General features: G+C 43.7%; 14 protein-coding genes. 11 read left to right on the top strand and 3 right to left on the bottom strand.

The genetic code is table 11. The features are described 5' to 3' along the window. Positions 1 to 61 precede the first annotated feature (61 nt). Entirely contained in the window at positions 62 to 1,258 is a 1,197-nt protein-coding gene (gene lhgO / locus ACRRS0_RS15530; protein ID WP_432452297.1) for an L-2-hydroxyglutarate oxidase, read from the bottom strand. Between the two features lie 156 nt (positions 1,259 to 1,414). Between lhgO and ACRRS0_RS15525 the strand changes: the two genes are divergently transcribed. The 5 genes from ACRRS0_RS15525 to prsT all read left to right on the top strand — a co-directional run bounded on the left by ACRRS0_RS15525 (position 1,415) and on the right by prsT (position 7,509). After that, positions 1,415 to 2,176 carry a sulfite exporter TauE/SafE family protein gene (locus ACRRS0_RS15525; RefSeq protein ID WP_432452298.1) on the top strand — a complete coding sequence of 254 codons (762 nt, stop codon included), beginning with the start codon at positions 1,415 to 1,417 and terminating at the stop codon, positions 2,174 to 2,176. Positions 2,177 to 2,191: 15 nt separating this feature from the next. Further along, complete coding sequence (locus tag ACRRS0_RS15520) at positions 2,192 to 2,716, top strand: lipocalin family protein (RefSeq protein ID WP_432452299.1); 525 nt, start codon at positions 2,192 to 2,194, stop codon at positions 2,714 to 2,716. 105 nt (positions 2,717 to 2,821) lie between these two features. After that, entirely contained in the window at positions 2,822 to 3,559 is a 738-nt protein-coding gene (locus ACRRS0_RS15515; protein ID WP_432456159.1) for a ferredoxin--NADP reductase, read from the top strand. Positions 3,560 to 3,804: 245 nt separating this feature from the next. Next, positions 3,805 to 4,560 (top strand): exosortase-dependent surface protein XDP1, encoded by a 756-nt coding sequence (gene xdp1, locus ACRRS0_RS15510; RefSeq protein WP_432452300.1) that lies wholly within the window; start codon positions 3,805 to 3,807, stop codon positions 4,558 to 4,560. Between the two features lie 135 nt (positions 4,561 to 4,695). Continuing rightward, positions 4,696 to 7,509: an XrtA/PEP-CTERM system TPR-repeat protein PrsT gene (gene prsT, locus ACRRS0_RS15505; protein WP_432452301.1), complete on the top strand. Its 2,814-nt coding sequence runs from the start codon at positions 4,696 to 4,698 to the stop codon at positions 7,507 to 7,509. A gap of 448 nt (positions 7,510 to 7,957) precedes the next feature. On the opposite strand, the gene ettA is transcribed toward prsT, so the two are convergent. Further along, a complete protein-coding gene (gene ettA, locus ACRRS0_RS15500) occupies positions 7,958 to 9,622 on the bottom strand; it encodes an energy-dependent translational throttle protein EttA (protein WP_432452302.1) in 1,665 nt (554 codons plus the stop codon). Between the two features lie 262 nt (positions 9,623 to 9,884). On the opposite strand from ettA, the gene ACRRS0_RS15495 reads away from it, so the two are divergent. Next, positions 9,885 to 10,796, top strand: a complete 912-nt coding sequence (locus ACRRS0_RS15495; RefSeq protein WP_432452303.1) for a L,D-transpeptidase family protein — start codon at positions 9,885 to 9,887, stop codon at positions 10,794 to 10,796. Between the two features lie 45 nt (positions 10,797 to 10,841). Here ACRRS0_RS15495 and ACRRS0_RS15490 read toward each other — a convergent pair whose 3' ends face one another. Next, on the bottom strand, positions 10,842 to 11,105 hold the full coding sequence (locus tag ACRRS0_RS15490) for an Lpp/OprI family alanine-zipper lipoprotein (RefSeq protein WP_432452304.1): 264 nt from the start codon (positions 11,103 to 11,105) through the stop codon (positions 10,842 to 10,844). A 928-nt stretch (positions 11,106 to 12,033) separates the two neighbouring features. On the opposite strand from ACRRS0_RS15490, the gene glyA reads away from it, so the two are divergent. The 5 genes from glyA (at position 12,034) to ribBA (ending at position 17,834) form a co-directional block, all read left to right on the top strand. Then, positions 12,034 to 13,287, top strand: a complete 1,254-nt coding sequence (gene glyA, locus ACRRS0_RS15485; protein WP_432452305.1) for a serine hydroxymethyltransferase — start codon at positions 12,034 to 12,036, stop codon at positions 13,285 to 13,287. A 1,123-nt stretch (positions 13,288 to 14,410) separates the two neighbouring features. After that, positions 14,411 to 14,860: a transcriptional regulator NrdR gene (nrdR, locus tag ACRRS0_RS15480; protein WP_432452306.1), complete on the top strand. Its 450-nt coding sequence runs from the start codon at positions 14,411 to 14,413 to the stop codon at positions 14,858 to 14,860. Positions 14,861 to 14,863: 3 nt separating this feature from the next. Continuing rightward, entirely contained in the window at positions 14,864 to 15,991 is a 1,128-nt protein-coding gene (gene ribD, locus ACRRS0_RS15475; protein WP_432452307.1) for a bifunctional diaminohydroxyphosphoribosylaminopyrimidine deaminase/5-amino-6-(5-phosphoribosylamino)uracil reductase RibD, read from the top strand. A 5-nt stretch (positions 15,992 to 15,996) separates the two neighbouring features. Beyond that, the gene (locus tag ACRRS0_RS15470; RefSeq protein ID WP_432452308.1) at positions 15,997 to 16,653 is read left to right on the top strand and encodes a riboflavin synthase; all 657 of its coding nucleotides are present in this window, start codon (positions 15,997 to 15,999) and stop codon (positions 16,651 to 16,653) included. Positions 16,654 to 16,721: 68 nt separating this feature from the next. After that, positions 16,722 to 17,834: a bifunctional 3,4-dihydroxy-2-butanone-4-phosphate synthase/GTP cyclohydrolase II gene (ribBA, locus tag ACRRS0_RS15465; RefSeq protein WP_432452309.1), complete on the top strand. Its 1,113-nt coding sequence runs from the start codon at positions 16,722 to 16,724 to the stop codon at positions 17,832 to 17,834. The last annotated feature ends 17 nt before the right edge of the window (positions 17,835 to 17,851 follow it).

Raw genomic sequence — 17,851 nt, 5'->3', positions numbered from 1 at the left:
CTTTTACCTAGAGATCGACAGCGCCAATTTATAATGCAGCGTTTAGTCGATTATTCTTTCATTAGGGCTGACTCAATGCCGCTAATTTATCACAGATGTGCGCGCCAATTGGAAATGCTGAGGTTGCCGCAGGTGAGGGTGCATTACAAACATGTAAGCTACGTGCGCTTTGGGCAAATAAAAAGTCATGTACTAAGGTGCCATCACGAAGTACAGCTTGGGCGCGGATCCCGGCTGGGTAGGGGCCAAGATCATGGCGCTGTAGGCTCGGGCAGTATTTACGTACACGCTGCAAATATCCAGATTTAAAGAATGAGTCTTTGGTTTCACTCAAGCCACTGCGAAAGTGTTGTTTGGCGACCTTCCAAAACCCACTGAAAGCTAGCATTTGCTTGATATCACAAAGATTAAATGCGCCTTTTTGATAGCCTTCGCGAGACCAACCCTGAACTGCATTAGGCCCCACCGTAATGGAACCGTTGATCATCTTGGTGAGATGTACGCCCAAAAATGGAAGTTCTGGATCGGGGATCGGGTAGATCAGGTGTTTAATGAGTTGATTATGGCGCGCAGTCAATTGATAGTACTCACCGCGATAGGGAATGATTTGAAAATCGATGTCTATGTCTAACATTTGGCATAAGCGGTCGGCCATTAAACCACCACATACGACTAGATACTGGGTATCAATGCTCGTTTGTTGGGTCGTAACGCGGATCCTGTGGGGATCTTCGTTTAATTTTATTACTTGCTGAGCGAGCTTTATTTCACCGCCTAGGTCTTGAAATAGTTGCGCTATTTTAAGGCAAATTTGTTGGTAATCGACAATCCCTGTGGCGGCTACTTTGAGAGCGGCTAAGCCGCAAATGTTCGGTTCCAATTCCCTGAGCTGTTGGCCATCGAGTCGTTCAACTTGAATGCCATTCGTTTGGCAGCGTTGTTCGAGTTCCTGCATTCTACTGAGTTCTAGGGGATTACTGGCAACTAACAGTTTTCCACATTGTTCTACCGGAATATGATGCTGCTTACAAAACGCGAGCGTTTGCTGGTGGCCTTGTTTACAAAAGTTGGCTTTCAGGCTGCCCGGTTGGTAATACACACCCGCATGGATCACGCCGCTGTTATGTCCCGTTTGATGCTGCGCCAATTGAGTTTCTTTTTCGATTAGCAGGATCTTGGCTTGCGGGTGGTGTTGCTGAAGCTGCCAAGCGGTAGAAAGTCCAACAATACCGCCGCCGATAATGATGTAATTGTACATTTTAGTTACTTTCCGTTTCGAGCATCATGCTGTCATTGTGCCCGAGCACTGCTGTTGATACAAAATTAGTGTGAGCAAGATTAAAGGATACAAGATGTTAATGATTATTGTTTAAGGCAATGCTAAGGTGAATTTATCGATGAGGAGTTTCGTTTAATGATCGACTTTACGATTTGGCATGGTTTGTTGCTGTTGGGAGTTGGCTTGGTAGCAGGGGTCATCAATACTTTAGCGGGGGGCGGCTCAAATTTAACGCTACCAGCCTTAATGGTCATGGGAATGCCCGCCGAAATCGCCAATGCTACTAACCGTGTTGGTATTTTTTTACAATGCCTCACGGGAGCCTTAGGTTTCAAGAAACATGGTCAATTAGACATCGAAGATGTGGTCCCTATCTTGTGGCCAACCATGGTGGGGGGATTATTCGGGGCCGTTGCTGCTTCTTATGCCCCCAGCTGGATCATTAAATATTTGTTGCTCGGTGCGATGTTGACGATGGCTGGACTGATACTGATTAAACCCAGTGTCGTTGCTGCGGAACCGGGAACCCAAGCTAAAAAAGTAAGGCAGACGCCCGCCGCCAAATGGAGTCTGGCCTTGTCTGGTTTTTACGGGGGCTTTGTTCAAGCGGGCGTCGGTTTCATATTGGTCGCGGCCTTAGCTGGCAGTCTACGCTACGATTTAGTGAGAGCAAATGCACTTAAGTTAGTTTGCACTTTGGCATTTACTAGCATTGCCTTGGTGATCTTTATTGTTCGTGACCAAGTGTTGTGGTTACCAGGGAGCGTATTAGCGGTGGGTTATATCATTGGCGCGCATTATGCGGTTAAATTTGCCATTAAGGCTGCCCCCACAACTTTGAAGTGGTTTTTATTTGTGATGACCTTAGTGGGCTGTATTGCGGCGCTTTGGTTTTAATTTGGAAGCATGCTCATGAATCGTTTGTTACTGGTTTGCTTTAGTCTGCTGTTGATGTCTGCTTGCACTGCTAAGCCTGAGGGTATAGAGCCTGTAGACAACTTTGATTTGTCTCGTTATCTGGGGACTTGGTACGAAATTGCGCGCCTCGATCATTCCTTTGAGCGAGGCTTAAGCCAAGTGACTGCGACTTACAGTTTAGCTAGGGATGGCCGAGTGAGAGTGCTTAACAAAGGCTTCTCTGAGCAAAAACAAACTTGGTCTGAGGCGAAGGGCATCGCCAAGTTTGTCGATTCACCAAAGGTTGCGCATTTAAAAGTCTCTTTCTTTGGTCCTTTCTACGGAGCCTATGTGGTTTTTGTATTAGATAAAAACTATCAATATGCGTTGGTTGCTGGACCCAATCGAGATTATTTATGGATTTTGGCGCGTCATCCCGAGATCTCTCCTCAGCTTCGAATTGATTTATTAAAGAAAGCCAAAAGCTATGGTTTTGATACCAGTCAATTGATTTTTGTCGAACAACGCCGGCGACGATAAATCATTGTTGAATCAAATTTGGTGCTATTCCTGAGCTGAGAGCTATGCGCTTTATGAGCAATATAACAGTGTTGCATATTTTGATTTAGTCACGAGGGAACCATGATGTGGACTAAAGGTTTGGTTATACAACGTATTGATTGGAATGAACAATTATTTAGCTTACGGATAAAAGCCGATATTGAACCATTCACTGCCGGCCAGTTCATTAAGTTATCGGAAATGCGAGATGGAAAACGTATCGCTCGAGCTTATTCTTTGGTGAATCCTCCTGACAGTGATTATTTAGAGGTTTTAGCCATTAAAGTTGAGCAAGGTTTATTGTCGCCCAATCTACATTCCCTGCAGCTTGGCGATTGTATCGAAGTATCCAGCAGAGCCTCAGGCTTTATGGTTTTAGATGAAGTCCCTGAGGGGAAGCATCTATGGCTGCTCGGCAGTGGGACGGGGATTGGTCCATATTTTTCAATGTTAGAAACTGCTGCGGTATGGCAGCGCTTTGAAAAAATTGTATTAGTTTATGCCGTCAGTTACGCTCAAGATATCGCCTATCAACCGTTGATTGATAAATATAAAGCTCAATATGCAGAGCAATTTATTTTTCAAGCAATGGTGACTCGCGAAGTTTATCCTGATGCACTCAAGAGTCGTATTCCTTTGGCGATCGCCAATGGGGCTCTGGAGCGCGCCGTTGGTTTAGAGTTTAAGGTAGACAATTCGCAAGTGATCATCTGTGGAAATCCTGAGATGATCGCGGATGCACAGCGAGAGCTAGAGCATAAAGCTTTGATTAAAAACCTGCGCAGGAAGCCCGGACAGATCACCGTAGAGCGCTATTGGTAGTGTGGATTGACTTTATTGTGATAGAATCGCTTGAAAATTACACTGCGTTTACAGCTGCATTCAGTTTTGCGGCATGTAAAGCAAAGGAATCATTTGTCAGCTTTTTTTACACTTAGCGTTTAAAATATCAGGTTTGGTTTGTAAGTTATTGTTTAAATAGATTAATTATAGTTGGCTTGAAATTTGCTTTGTATGAGGCAGTAAAAGATTAAATTTTAATAGCAGGATGCTAGTTGGGAGGCGTTGTGTTTAAACATATTTTGTTAGTAGCAAGTTGTGCTTTATCTTTGTCGGCTGTTGCTGCAGAGCAAGTGTGGGATTTCGATGATGGAACTCTGTCCGGAACAAATTATGGCAATACGCTAGATTTAGATGGTTTGAGTGTTCAAGGTTGGTCCGATACCGGGACTCGTCGCGAAGATGAAACCTTAGCGAATACTCGATTGAGTTATAGCGATTATTGGGGCCTGATGTCTAAAAATCAGGACGAACGCTCTGGGTCACCGAGCCATGCTATCGACAGCTTTGGTAATGACCATGACATGGTGCTATTAAGCTTTGATCAGTCAGTTAACCTGTCTGGTTTTACGCTTGGTTGGGCCTATGAAGACTACGGTTATAGTTCATCAAGTAGTGCCGATGTGAGCGTTCTCGCCTATTCCGGTAGTGATACGCCAGTTTTATATGGCCAAACTTGGGACGATTTGGCTGGCTTGGGTTGGACCACCGAAGCGGAAGTTGCGGATGCAGATGAATTTGCCTATCAGGCCATTGATTCCAGTGCTAGCTCTAAATACTGGTTGATTGGGGCATACAATCCGATATTTGGAAGCTTAGGTTGGTCTGATAACAACGATGCCTTTAAATTAGCGGGGGCTAAGGCGACTCCAGGTGAAGATCCTTTACAACCAGCAACCAGTGTTCCTGAACCTGGCACGGTGATGTTGTTAGCCATGGGTCTATTTGGACTTGCTTTACGTAAGAACAAGCGCCAAGCATAATTTAACTGAACTCCTTTTTAGTTTAAAAATACGAAATACGCTGTATTTCGTATTTTTTTGTCTTTTTTTTGCTGCTTGTTCATTAGATACTGCTTGTTGAATCAATTGATTGTTCACGCGAAGTAAAGGAAATGCATGTTAAGAATGAATAAAACGATTATTGCTCTCACGCTGCTGTTAATGGGAAACGTTACCTTTGCCGACGAACAAACCAATAACTATGAACTGGCAGTTAAGGCTTATCAATTAGGTGACGAGAATGAAGCCTTCATTCATTTGAAAAATGCCTTAAAAGCAAATCCACAACATCTCTCTTCTAAATTGTTATTAGCTAAAGTGTATTTTAATGCAAATAACTTAGCTGCAGCAGAGGAGCAGTTAGAAGAAGCTTTATCTCTAGGTGCGGATATTAATCTGGTTCTCCCCTTGCTCGGTAACGTGCTATTGCTGCAAGGGAAAGTTGACGCTGTGTTGGCGCTAGAGCAACGTTCTGCTGAGTTTTCAAAAAATAGTCAATTTGAATGGAAGCTATTACGTGGACGCATCTATTTACGCAAATCACAAGTTGAGCTCGCGAAGTTAGAATTTGAACAAGCACTGCAGTTGGCGCCGAATCAATCGAGTGCAATCAATACGCTGGCAACCCTTTATTTAGCTCAAAAGGAATACCTTTTAGCGGATAAATTAGTCACTCACTCCTTAGCAATTAACAATAATAATGAACGAACTTGGAAGTTGAAGGGTGATCTGGTCGCGGCTCAAGGCATGCTCGAGCAAGCTTTGGTGAGTTATGAACATGCTATTTCCATTGATCCAGAGGATCCTAAGATATTGCGTAGTTTGGTGATGACCAATCTTAAGTTGAATCGTCTTGAGCAAGCTAAGCATTACCTACAGCGTATTCAAAAACAAACCCCCAATGATCCGACTGCCATTCTGATCAATGCGACCTTACTCGCGAAGCAAGACGAATTTGAGCTTGCAGAGCAAAGCCTGGCCGAGTTATCCCAGAAAATTTCTGCAGCGGAAGGGAGTGAGTTAACTGACCCCAGTATGCTGCTGTTTATTCAAGGCGCATCGGAGTTTATTCGCCAGAATGATGAAAAAGCGCAACAGTATTTGAGTCAGTATTTAAAGGCAAAACCGAGTGACTTAGGGGCGACTCGAATGTTGGCCAAGGTTTACCTTCGCTCAGATCAGGCTTATAAGTTGCAATTATTGCTACAAGATAATTTCGAATACATTCTTCCCGATCTGGGTTTATCAGCACAGTTGGTCTATTTGTATATTGAATCCGGGCGAATTCGGGCGGCGCAACAAGCTTTTGAACAGATGCGGGCGTACCATAGTAAATCTAATTATATTGGTATTTTAGAAGCTGAGTTATTACGCGCGAGTGGGGAGCCTCAACAAGCATTTTTGCAGCTCACGTCTTTGCCTTATAGTGATGATCAATCGCCTTTAAAATGGTTGCAACTCAAAGGAGAGTTGGCTTTAGAAATTGATGATATAGATGCGGCGAAACTAAGCATCGATAGCCTGATTAAACGTAAGGTGAATACGACTCAGGCCCAAAATTTGATTGCCGCCTATTATATTAAGATGAATCAAGCTGATTTAGCTCTTCAATATCTAAATAAAGTATTAGCGAAAAGTCCAGAAAATATCAGTGCAATGTTTAATAAGGCGCTGATTTTTCAAACGAATAATGATCTTGACCAAGCCTTGACCATCTTTCAACAAATTCTAAAAATTGAACCTCAGCATTCACCGAGTCACTTAGTTGTCGCCCGTATTTACTTCCAACAACAAGCCTATGCTGATGCGACAGCTCAGCTAGATAAAGTATTGATATATGAGCCGGATAATCGTGTAGCGAAAGAGTTGAAATTAGATATTTATATGCAAACTCAACAATGGCCCTTAGCCTTAACTTTAGTGGAAAAGTTGAATAGAGAATATATTCTAAATGAGGCTTACCTGACTCGTTATGCCGAGATATTGATACAATTAGAGCGCTATCAAGATACAGCCTACCCTTTAGGTTTGTTAGATAGTTTATGGAAGGAACAAGCCCCTAAACTGAAGTTGCTTGCAAGCTTGCAAGTAAGAGCGAAGGATCTTGATGGGGCGAAAGCGAGCTTGGCAAAAGCCCGCGCTTTAGCCCCAGAAGATATGTCAACCTTGCTCATGCAAGGGCAAATCGACTTGGCTCAAGCAAACATCGCCAGTGCTGAAGTTGTGGTGAGCCAATTGACAGAACAATTTGGTGAAAGCAGCGAATTATATGCTTTGCAAGGTGGCATATTTCTCGCTAAAGATGATCCCTTGGCAGCCCAGAAAGCTTATAGCCAAGCCTTGACTCTAAATAAATTTAATCGAGGTGCTGCAATTCATCTATATCAACTGGCGCAACAAAATATAGCAGTTGATGAGTTCACTGAACAGTTTGAAGGTTTACTTGATAACAGTTCGCAAATGGCTTGGCATCGCCGCTTGTTAGCCGATACTTATATGCGGCAAAAAAATTATGCCAAGGCCCAATCGCACTATGAAGCCTTGCGTAAATTCCCAAGCCTAAAAGATGAGCCTAGTTTAATTAATAACTTGGCTAATATTTATGCGAAGAGTGATTTAGATAAGGCTTTTGCTTTGATCGAAATTAGCCTTCAACAAGGTAGTAAAAGTTCAGCGACGCTGGATACAATTGGTTGGATAGAAGCCCAGCGAAGTCACTTCGACCAAGCCTTGTTGTATTTGCGGGAAGCTTATACCACCGATTCCTCGGATCCAACGATTCGTTATCACCTTGCCTATGTTTTAGCCAAGCTAGGTCGTGTCACAGAGGCCAAAATTGAATTGAAAGCGGCTTTGGCTATTGCGCAAAATTTTGCGGAATATGAAGACGCAAAACAATTGCTCAGCGATTTAGAAAAGAATAAAGCCTAATAAACAAAAGTCATCTGGGAGCGTCTTATACTCATGATCCGAGAGATGATACCCTCTCGGATTTTTTATTGCTGCTCCTTTGCCGTAACAGTGAATATTCGCCATGCGAGTGGGGCCATTAATCGCACTATTTAGTACATTCTTGGCGCTGTCGAATATGCAGCCTGTTGCGCGGGATCTGCCTGTTGAAGACGCTGTAAGTTTTTCAGCTTTACTTCGCAAAAGTAGATTTTTCGCTTGTCTACGGGTTTTTGATAACAAGAAAAACCGTTGTGCTATGCCATTTACTCTTCGAAATTAAACGGGAAAAGGCTTAGCAAGTCCCAATAAGCACAGCCCAAGGATCGGTTGGCGTAAATCGACAATTTGATTCGGCCAAACGAAGCAGGCCTAGAAATAAAAATGCCGTTCAAGAGCTATGAACGGCATGACTTGCTTGGTGAGCTTGCTAGTTGATCCGTTTGTACTTGATACGGTGCGGTTGAGCCGCAGCTTCACCAATGGTTTCTTTGAGCCACGCTTCATACTCGGTAAAGTTACCAGCATGGAAGTTCACCTGTCCCTCATCTCGGTAGTCGAGAATATGGGTAGCAATGCGGTCTAGGAACCAACGGTCATGTGAAATGACCATGGCACAGCCGGCAAACTCTAGCAGTGCATTCTCCAGCGCACGTAGGGTTTCAATGTCTAAATCGTTGGTCGGTTCATCGAGCAGCAATACATTGCCACCCGCTTGTAATAACTTGGCTAAATGTAAACGCCCGCGCTCACCACCAGAGAGTTCTCCAACCCGTTTTTGCTGGTCGGAGCCTTTGAAGTTAAAACGTCCCACATAGGCTCGGCTTGGGATTTCGATATTACCGATCTTGAGAATATCGGAGCCTCCAGAGACCTCTTGCCAAACGCTTGCTTTATTGTCCATGTCATCACGAAACTGATCAACACTGGCAATTTGTACGGTATCTCCCACCTCGATATTCCCAGAATCTGCTTGTTCAACACCGGTAATCATTTTAAACAGAGTCGACTTACCTGCACCATTCGGTCCAATGATCCCAACAATAGCTCCCTTTGGAATGCTAAACGATAAGTCGTTAATCAGGACTCGACCATCGAAGGACTTACTGAGATTGGTAACATCAATCACCTTGTCGCCGAGTCGCTGGGCGGCAGGGATGAATAGCTCATTGGTTTCATTACGACTTTGGAAGCTTTGGTTATTTAGTTCTTCAAAACGAGCCATACGAGACTTACTCTTGCTTTGGCGACCTTTAGCATTAGAGCGAACCCATTCCAACTCTTTCTGAATCGATTTCATACGTGCTTTTTCTTGAGATGCTTCTTGGCTTAAGCGGTTTTCTTTTTGTTCTAGCCAAGAAGAGTAATTTCCTTCCCAAGGAATACCTTCACCGCGATCGAGTTCAAGGATCCAGCCAGCGACATTGTCGAGGAAGTACCGATCGTGGGTTACGGCAACAACGGTGCCTTCATAGTCATGTAAGAAACGCTCCAACCATGCGACGGACTCAGCATCCAAGTGGTTGGTTGGTTCATCGAGTAACAGCATGTCTGGTTTTTCTAGTAATAGTCGACATAAGGCGACGCGACGTCGCTCACCACCGGAAAGTTGTGCTATTTTTGCGTCCCAATCAGGGAGGCGTAATGCGTCGGCGGCACGCTCTAATTGGTTGTCGAGGCTATGCGCATCATGAGTGGCTAAGATAGCCTCCAATTCTCCTTGCTCTTGGGCGAGCGCATCAAAATCAGCGTCGGGTTCGGCGTAAGCTGCGTACACTTCATCGAGTCTAACTTGGGCGTTTTTAACCACCGCAACCGCTTCTTCTACAACTTCGCGAACCGTTTTGCTTAAATCCATTTGCGGTTCTTGAGGAAGGTAGCCAATTTTGGTCCCAGGGTTAGCACGGGCTTCACCTTCAATTTCAGTGTCGACCCCAGCCATAATGCGTAACAAGGTAGATTTACCTGCGCCATTTAAACCTAATACGCCAATTTTTGCGCCTGGGAAAAAGCTTAAGGAAATATTTTTTAGGATATGCTTTTTAGGGGGAACGATTTTACCAACACGGTTCATCGTATAAATAAATTGGGCCATTCGCCTTTCCTTTAAGATGTCTTAATAATTTGCTGTGTTTTGTAAAGATATAAACAGCTTCAATACCATAGGACGCTATGATACTGGCTTCGTTAAGGGATACTAGGGGAAGAATAATTTATTGTTTAAGTTTTTGAAGTGACATGATGGATCCTTCACGATGTTCTGAGCTTTATCATTTTCTTTATTCATTTAAAGCGTGTTCCAATTTATCGGTATTTAGTGTTATGTTTGTCATACATTTATCAGACTAAAGTTACTCATGAAACGAATGCTGTTTGCTTGCTTGGCTCTATGCTTAGCATTTTCTGCTGCTGCTCTCACCTATGACTTACCAAACGAAGGAAGCCGATTGATTGGCGGAAATCAGTGGCATACGGTACAAAAAGGTGAAACTGTTGCGATGATTGCCGAACATTATCAAGTCGGTTTTTTAGCGATGATGGCTGCCAATAAAGAGGTGGATCCCTTTCTCCCCAAACCGGGTACCAAGTTGTTGATCCCCACCCAAATTCTATTACCGAATGCAGAATATCAAGGGGTGGTGGTTAACTTGGCTGAATTACGTTTGTACTATTTTCATCCTGATTCGCGCAAAGTAGATGTTTTTCCTATTGGTATCGGTCGGATCGGCAGAGAAACGCCGGAGATGAAAACCGTGGTTAGCCAAAAACGTGAAAAACCAACCTGGACTCCAACCCAAAATATCCGTAATGAATATGCAGCGAAAGGGGTGATTTTGCCAAAAGTGGTGCCAGCTGGGCCCGAAAATCCTCTCGGTGAATATGCATTAAGGCTTGCCTATGGAAGCGGCGAGTATTTAATCCATGGAACTAACAAAGAGTTTGGTGTGGGCTTAAGAGTGAGCTCAGGTTGTATTCGTTTATTTCCTAAGGATATCGAGTATTTATTTAAGCAGGTCGCGCTAAACACACCAGTCAGGATTATTGATCAATCTATCAAACACTCTGCTGAGCCCAATGGCGAATATTTACTTGAAGTACACCAACCTTTAAATCGTTCGATAGAAGAAGTACATCAAGCTACTTCTTTGAAGCTGACTCGCGAAGATATAAAGTTTGTGACGCAAACTGGCGTGGATAGTGCCATTGTGAATCAAGCGCTGAAAAATCAGCAAGGGATTGCCCTGTTGGTCGGCGAAAAACGCGGATAAAAAAAGGTGATGCTAAGCATCACCTTTGACTACATCAGCAGTTACTTACTTAGTGTAAGAAGATGCGATGTTATTAATACGTTCGTTGGCACGCATCGCTTCAGCTTTTGCTTGATCAGCACTCATTTGAGCTGATTTGATGTCGCCACTTAAAGAGCTTTGCTCAGTACGAAGAGCTGCAACTTCGTTAGACAAGGCGTCTACTTTGTCGCTTAAAGATTGTACGTTGTTTTCTAGAGCTGTGGTGTTAGTACAACCCGCTAGTAAAATAGTAGAAGCAATAGCGCCTGCAACTAAAAACTTATTCATGGTAAGTCCGTCCTTTTTTATCAATTCTAGCGATCGATATTAGATCGTCGATTTGTTTATGCAAAGCCATTCACTGCGAGCAGTGAGCCGCTGCTATGATTATGGCTCAATAATATCAAGCTGCAAGCCTTTGTTGATAAAAGCAAAAGAAAATTGTGTGTAATACAGGTATTTAAGTCTTTCGGTAACAACTTATTAACATGTTGGTGGAACCTTTCAAAAAATATGTTAATACAAACGCATTGTTCAGATTGTGTGAATATTGGCAACTTTATTTAAGCAGCTTTATCAACTTTCTAAGCATAGACATCAAGTATTCGCTAAGCCACGCACTGCGTTGTGCTTAGCAAGATGAAAAATGTTTATTGGCGTAAAAGTTAAGTCGCAAGCGTTCTGCTACTGAGTTGCAGGCACTGAAATGCCCGCTTGTTCCCCTTGCTGGTTGAGCTAAGTGTATTTTTATTGAGCTAGGAGATATGTAGCTTGCTTCATTTGCGTTAACCTTGGTCGCTGTTCCTTGTAAAAAGGTTGCTACTGCAGTTTACTCGTGTTTCGGCTGATTGCCGTTGTGCGTAGATTGATCGACAATGCCGATGATTTGCATCATCTGCTTTGTTTAAATGCCATCATGACAGATGCTTAATCGTCCTTAAATAGTCTGAGCGGGTATAGCTAATTAGCTTTTGTTAGAAGTTTTTTAAAGGTGAATAAATTTCATAAACTTTAAAGCAAGTGAGTAAAAAATTGCTTATTCTCGCTAGAAATCTCATCATACTTCGGTGAAGATGAGTGAAGTATTGGCTTGAATGCTCCTTTGTGGTGACCGTTTATAAGCTAAAATTTTACTGTGATCTGTAAGGGACTCAGGTTAGAATGCGCCTTCGCAAAATCACCCACCAACATGTTATATAAGAGTCAGGAGATACTGATGTTAAAGCGTGATATGAATATCGCCGATTACGATGCCGAACTATGGCAAGCCATTACGAAAGAAGAAGTTCGCCAAGAAGAGCATATCGAATTGATTGCTTCTGAGAACTATGCCAGCCCACGTGTAATGGAAGCACAAGGCTCTTACCTCACTAACAAGTACGCTGAAGGTTACCCTGGTAAGCGTTACTATGGTGGTTGTGAGTATGTTGACCAAGCAGAAATGCTCGCGATTGAGCGTGCAAAAAAATTGTTTGGTGCCGATTATGCTAACGTTCAACCTCACGCTGGTTCACAAGCAAACTCAGCTGTTTTTATGGCTTTACTGAATGCGGGTGATACGGTTTTAGGAATGAGCTTAGCGCACGGTGGTCATTTAACTCACGGTGCGAGCGTTAGCTTCTCTGGTAAAATCTATAATGCTGTTCAGTATGGCATTAATCCAGAAACTGGTGAGTTAGATTATGAAGAAGTTGAGCGCTTAGCAAAACAACATAAACCTAAAATGATTATAGCTGGTTTCTCTGCATATTCAGGGGTCGTTGATTGGCAACGCTTCCGTGATATCGCGGATCAAGTCGGTGCTTACCTATTTGTAGATATGGCCCACATTGCTGGTTTGGTCGCTGCAGGTTTATATCCAAACCCAGTGCCAATTGCTGATGTGGTGACAACCACAACGCATAAAACTTTAGCGGGTCCACGCGGTGGTTTGATTTTGGCTCGTGCTAACGAAGCCATTGAGAAAAAGCTAAATTCAGCGGTATTCCCCGGTGGTCAAGGTGGTCCTTTGATGCATGTGATCGCTGCTAAAGCGGTCGCTTTTAAAGAAGCGATGGAGCCAGAGTTCAAGCAATACCAACAGCGCGTCTTAGATAACGCTAAAGCGATGGTTGCGGTGATGCAAGAGCGTGGTTATAAAATCGTGTCAAATGGTACTGAAAACCATTTGTTCTTGGTCGATTTAATCGACAAAGATATTACGGGCAAAGATGCTGACGCAGCTCTGGGTCGCGCCAATATTACGGTGAACAAAAACTCGGTGCCAAATGATCCTCGTTCACCTTTTGTGACCAGTGGTTTACGTATTGGTACTCCAGCAATTACTCGTCGCGGTATTGATGTCGCAGCTGCAAAAGAGCTTGCGGGCTGGATGTGTGATGTACTGGATAATTTACAAGATGATACTGTTATTGAGCGTGTCAAAGGCCAAGTGTTAGAACTTTGCCAACGTTTCCCTGTCTATGGTTAAGTAGCCAGTGAAATAGTTAGGGACTAACAGTGTTAAAAAAGGAGGCTTTGAGCCTCTTTTTTTTATTGGTGTGTAAAATAGACTTTGTTGTCAATAACTACTATTGTTTTATTTATTACTAGTGGGTTGGGTTCAGTAATGATACTACTTTATTATTGGTGCTATTTTTGCTTGTTATCTCAAATAGTAAGGAACAGTCAAATTACTACCGTGGTTGGTCAATTCTAAGAGAGAGAAATGTAATGGATATGAGCACTTTAAAAAATGCAAAGCGTTTGGTGATCCTACAGTTGTTTATTTGGGGGGCTTTTATGTTGTTAGTGCTTGCTAATTAGCGAAGGTAAACCGCTATCGTGCATTTTTATATGTGCAGTCTAGCTATTTTCGTCGAGCTGCTTGCATACGGCGGCGTTCGCTATCCTACTCTTTAACTCTCAGTCTTCGGGTTCGAGCCTTACAGGTTTATGTCTCGTAGGTTAAACTATGCATCTTCATTGTATCAATGCCTCGTATTTAGAATTAATCATGCGGTGATATTTTTAGCCGGGTAATTATTTTGCCGTGAGCAAAGCTACGCTATCCCAATGGCCTTACTACCAGAGTTTGTTGCTCTTTATAAACATGTAATTTTTATCCTTCTCAGGGCGGGCGAGAGCGTGAATGCCGATTCATTGAGCAAGGTGATGGTGTTGCCAAACGAGTGTGTAAATCATCCATTTAGTGTGCAACTACTGTTTGAGTATCGATCAGAGTCAGCTCCAATAAAGTTGGCTTCCTCCTTGGTGATTCTTTTGATAAGAGGATTACTTTTGGTCGAACTGGAGTGAGCAAAGCTTATAGTCAAATATACTCGTAATAGCGGTAAGCATATTCTAAATATATCTAGTTAGTTGATACTGTGCTTGGAATCGTTGAGTTGTGAGCATTATTATTTGGCTAAATATAGGTATTTACTGTTGTAGATGAGCGCTATTTTGGAACGAGCTGATAAACTATGTATGGTGTGATTCATCAGTGCGAATGATTTTAAGCTGCAAAATATTCCTCACTTAGCTTATAGCGAGCCTGTACCTTCGTTGCCTAACCGGATAAAATCACGGCAGGTTTTTTAAAGGTTATGCGCATGTACTGTCCATTTTGTTCCGCTCATGAAACTAAAGTTATTGATTCTCGTTTGGTTGCTGATGGCCACCAAGTGCGCAGACGTCGAGAATGTTTAGAGTGTCATGAGCGTTTTACCTCATTTGAAGTCGCGGAACTGGTGATGCCCCGAGTTATCAAAGGCAACGGTATTCGCGAACCTTTTAATGAAGAGAAAATGCGCTCAGGTATGATGCGCGCGCTAGAAAAGCGTCCTGTGAGTGTTGATCAGGTTGAACAAGCGGTGAACAAAATAAAGTCTCACCTTCGAGCCACTGGTGAGCGAGAAGTCGAGACCAAACTGATTGGTAAGGTGGTGATGGAGCAGTTGATCATGTTGGATAAAGTCGCTTATGTGCGGTTTGCATCGGTTTATCATTCTTTTGAAGACATTAAAGAGTTTAGCGAAGAGATTGCTAAGTTGGAAAAGTAGCGAATGTTTTCTGCACTTGATTGTCAATTTATGGCTCGGGCGATAGCCTTAGCGAAGCTGGGCCGATATACCACGGCACCAAATCCTAACGTTGGTTGTGTCATTGTTAAAGATGGTCGTATCATCGGTGAAGGTTACCATCGACAAGCGGGTCAAGGACACGCTGAGGTAAACGCAGTTACGGATGCAAAACAAGCCGGTTTCAGCCTTGATGGCGCGTGTTGTTATGTCACCTTAGAACCTTGTAGCCATGTAGGTCGAACTGGTTCTTGTGCTGCCATGATCGTCGAGCTAGGGATCACGGAAGTGGTAATTGCTATGATTGATCCCAACCCACAAGTCGCGGGCAAGGGAATTGCCATGCTCGAACAGGCAGGCGTTAAGGTTCGTCTTGGCTTAATGGAATCGGCGGCTCGTGCGTTAAATCCTGGCTTCTTGAGCCGAGTTGAGCGAAAGCGACCCTTTGTACGCTTAAAGCTAGCGGGTTCTATCGATGCTAAAACGGCATTAGCCAATGGTGAAAGTCAGTGGATTACCTCGACTCATGCCCGCAGTGATGTGCAACGAGAGCGGGCTGCTAGTCACGCTATATTATCCACTGCAACAACTGTCATTCGGGATAACGCAAGTTTAAATGTACGTCATCATCAACTGGGCAGCTTGGCTGAACAGCTCGATCGATCGACCTTACGCCAGCCGCTTAGGGTGATTATCGATCGTCAGCAACGCTTGAACTCTGCGCCAAAAACACTGGATATTTTTAAGGACCCATCATCGCTATGCTTGGCTGGGTTTGCTGAGCAAAACCAACTTGATGTGGCGAAACAATTCACAATTGCTAAGGGTGAGCATTGGTTAGAGCGCCTTATGGCAGCTTTAGCTTCCGCGGAGATTAATGACTTGTGGGTCGAAGCTGGGGCCAGTTTGGCGGCAGCTTTACTCAAAGCAAATTTGGTTGACCAGTTGATTGTTTATCAGGCGGGGCTACTGATGGGCGCGGATGCTCAAAGTTTGGTGGCTCTTAACGGATACCAACAGATGAAGCAGCTTCAATCTTGGCGTTGCCTAGATATTCGTCGTATTGGTCCAGACACAAAAACCATCTGGGTTCCCCAGAATGAGGAAGCGTAATAATAATGTTTACTGGTATCATTGAAGCTCTCGGTGAAATAAAGAGCTTGGAGCATCGTCAGGGTGATGTACGTTTGAGAATTGCCTGCGCCAAGCTAAATATGGAAGATGTTTGTTTAGGGGATAGTATTGCAGTTAACGGGATTTGTTTAACTGTGGTTGAGTATGGCGGACAATATTTTTGTGCAGATGTCTCAACTGAAACCTTGAGTCTAACTTCTTTAGCTGGTTGTAAGCAGGGTGATAAAGTGAACTTGGAAAAGGCGATGTTAGCCACAAGTCGCTTTGGGGGACATATTGTTAGTGGACATGTGGATGGTTTAGCCGAAGTACTTAGCATTAGTCCTAGTGCCCGTGCGGTGAACATTTGGCTACAAGTCCCCAAGGATCTCGCGCGTTATATTGCCCATAAGGGTTCGGTCACTGTCGATGGCATTAGTCTCACGGTGAATGAGGTCAATCAGCAACAGTTGCGCCTGACTATCATTCCGCATACAGCTGAACAAACAACCATTGCAAATTGGTCTGTAGGTCAAAAAATTAACTTGGAAGTCGATGTCATCGCTCGCTATGTGGAGCGATTATTTGGTTACGCAGAAGAGAATAAATCATCATCGAAGATCGATGCTGCATTTCTAGCGCAACATGGTTTTGTGAAATAAAGCGGTGCCTAGTGCTCCAAAGGCTAGCACGCTAAATAGGCCCCCTTATTAAGTTTAGAAGGTTTGTTATGTCATTAAGCAGTATTGAAGAAATTATTGAAGATTTACGCCATGGAAAAATGGTGGTGCTCATGGATGATGAAGATCGTGAGAACGAAGGCGATATTATTATGGCCGCAGACATGGTGACCCCAGAAGCGATCAATTTCATGGCCACCCATGGTCGCGGTCTAATTTGTTTACCCATGACGAGACAGCGTTGTCAGCAACTCAAATTGCCACTGATGGTAGATGTAAACACCGAACAATTTTCAACCAATTTTACCGTTTCTATTGAAGCGGCAGAAGGTGTAACTACCGGCATTTCAGCCGCCGATCGTGCTCGCACTGTACAAGCCGCCGTGGCTGCAAATGCTGGGCCTGCGGACATCGTGATGCCTGGGCATATCTTTCCTTTAATGGCTCAAGAAGGTGGGGTGCTAACCCGTGCCGGGCATACTGAAGCGGGGGTTGATCTTGCGCGTTTAGCCGGGCGAGAACCAGCAGCAGTGATTGTTGAGGTTTTGAATCAAGATGGCAGCATGGCGCGTCGCCCAGATCTAGAAGTTTTTTGCCAGCAACATGGTTTAAAAATAGGCACAATTGCTGACTTAATCGAATATCGTAACAATCATGAAACCACCATTGAGCGAGTAGCTGAGTGTGAAATGCCAACCCGTTACGGTAATTTCAAATTGATTAGCTACCGAGATACCATCGACAACAAAGTTCATTTTGTGATGCAAGCGGGTGAAGTACAAGCCGAGCAAGCAAGCCTAGTGAGAGTTCATTTACATAATCCTTTCAGCGACTTACTGGCAAGTGACCGGGCCGGAAAAATGAGTTGGCCACTTGATAAAGCCTTAGCCAAAATCGCCGATGAGAAAGGGATATTAGTATTACTGAGTACCGACGATAATGGTGATAATTTGCTTGAACAGGTGAAAGCTTTTGCTTTGCAAGATATCGGTGAAACACCAGCCCCAAAAGAAGCTCAAAGTGCTTCGCGAATGGTGGGCGTTGGTTCGCAGATTTTAGCTGATCTTGGGGTAAGTAAAATGCGCTTGTTGAGTTCACCTAAGCGTTATCACGCCCTCTCTGGGTTTGGCCTTGAGGTGGTTGAATATATCGACCAAGAATAGCTCGCACAAATTTGAGC

It is taken from the genome of Agarivorans sp. QJM3NY_29 (genome assembly GCF_050870835.2).
Classification (GTDB): Bacteria; Pseudomonadota; Gammaproteobacteria; order Enterobacterales; family Celerinatantimonadaceae; genus Agarivorans.
This window is presented reverse-complemented; position numbering and strand designations above follow the sequence as displayed.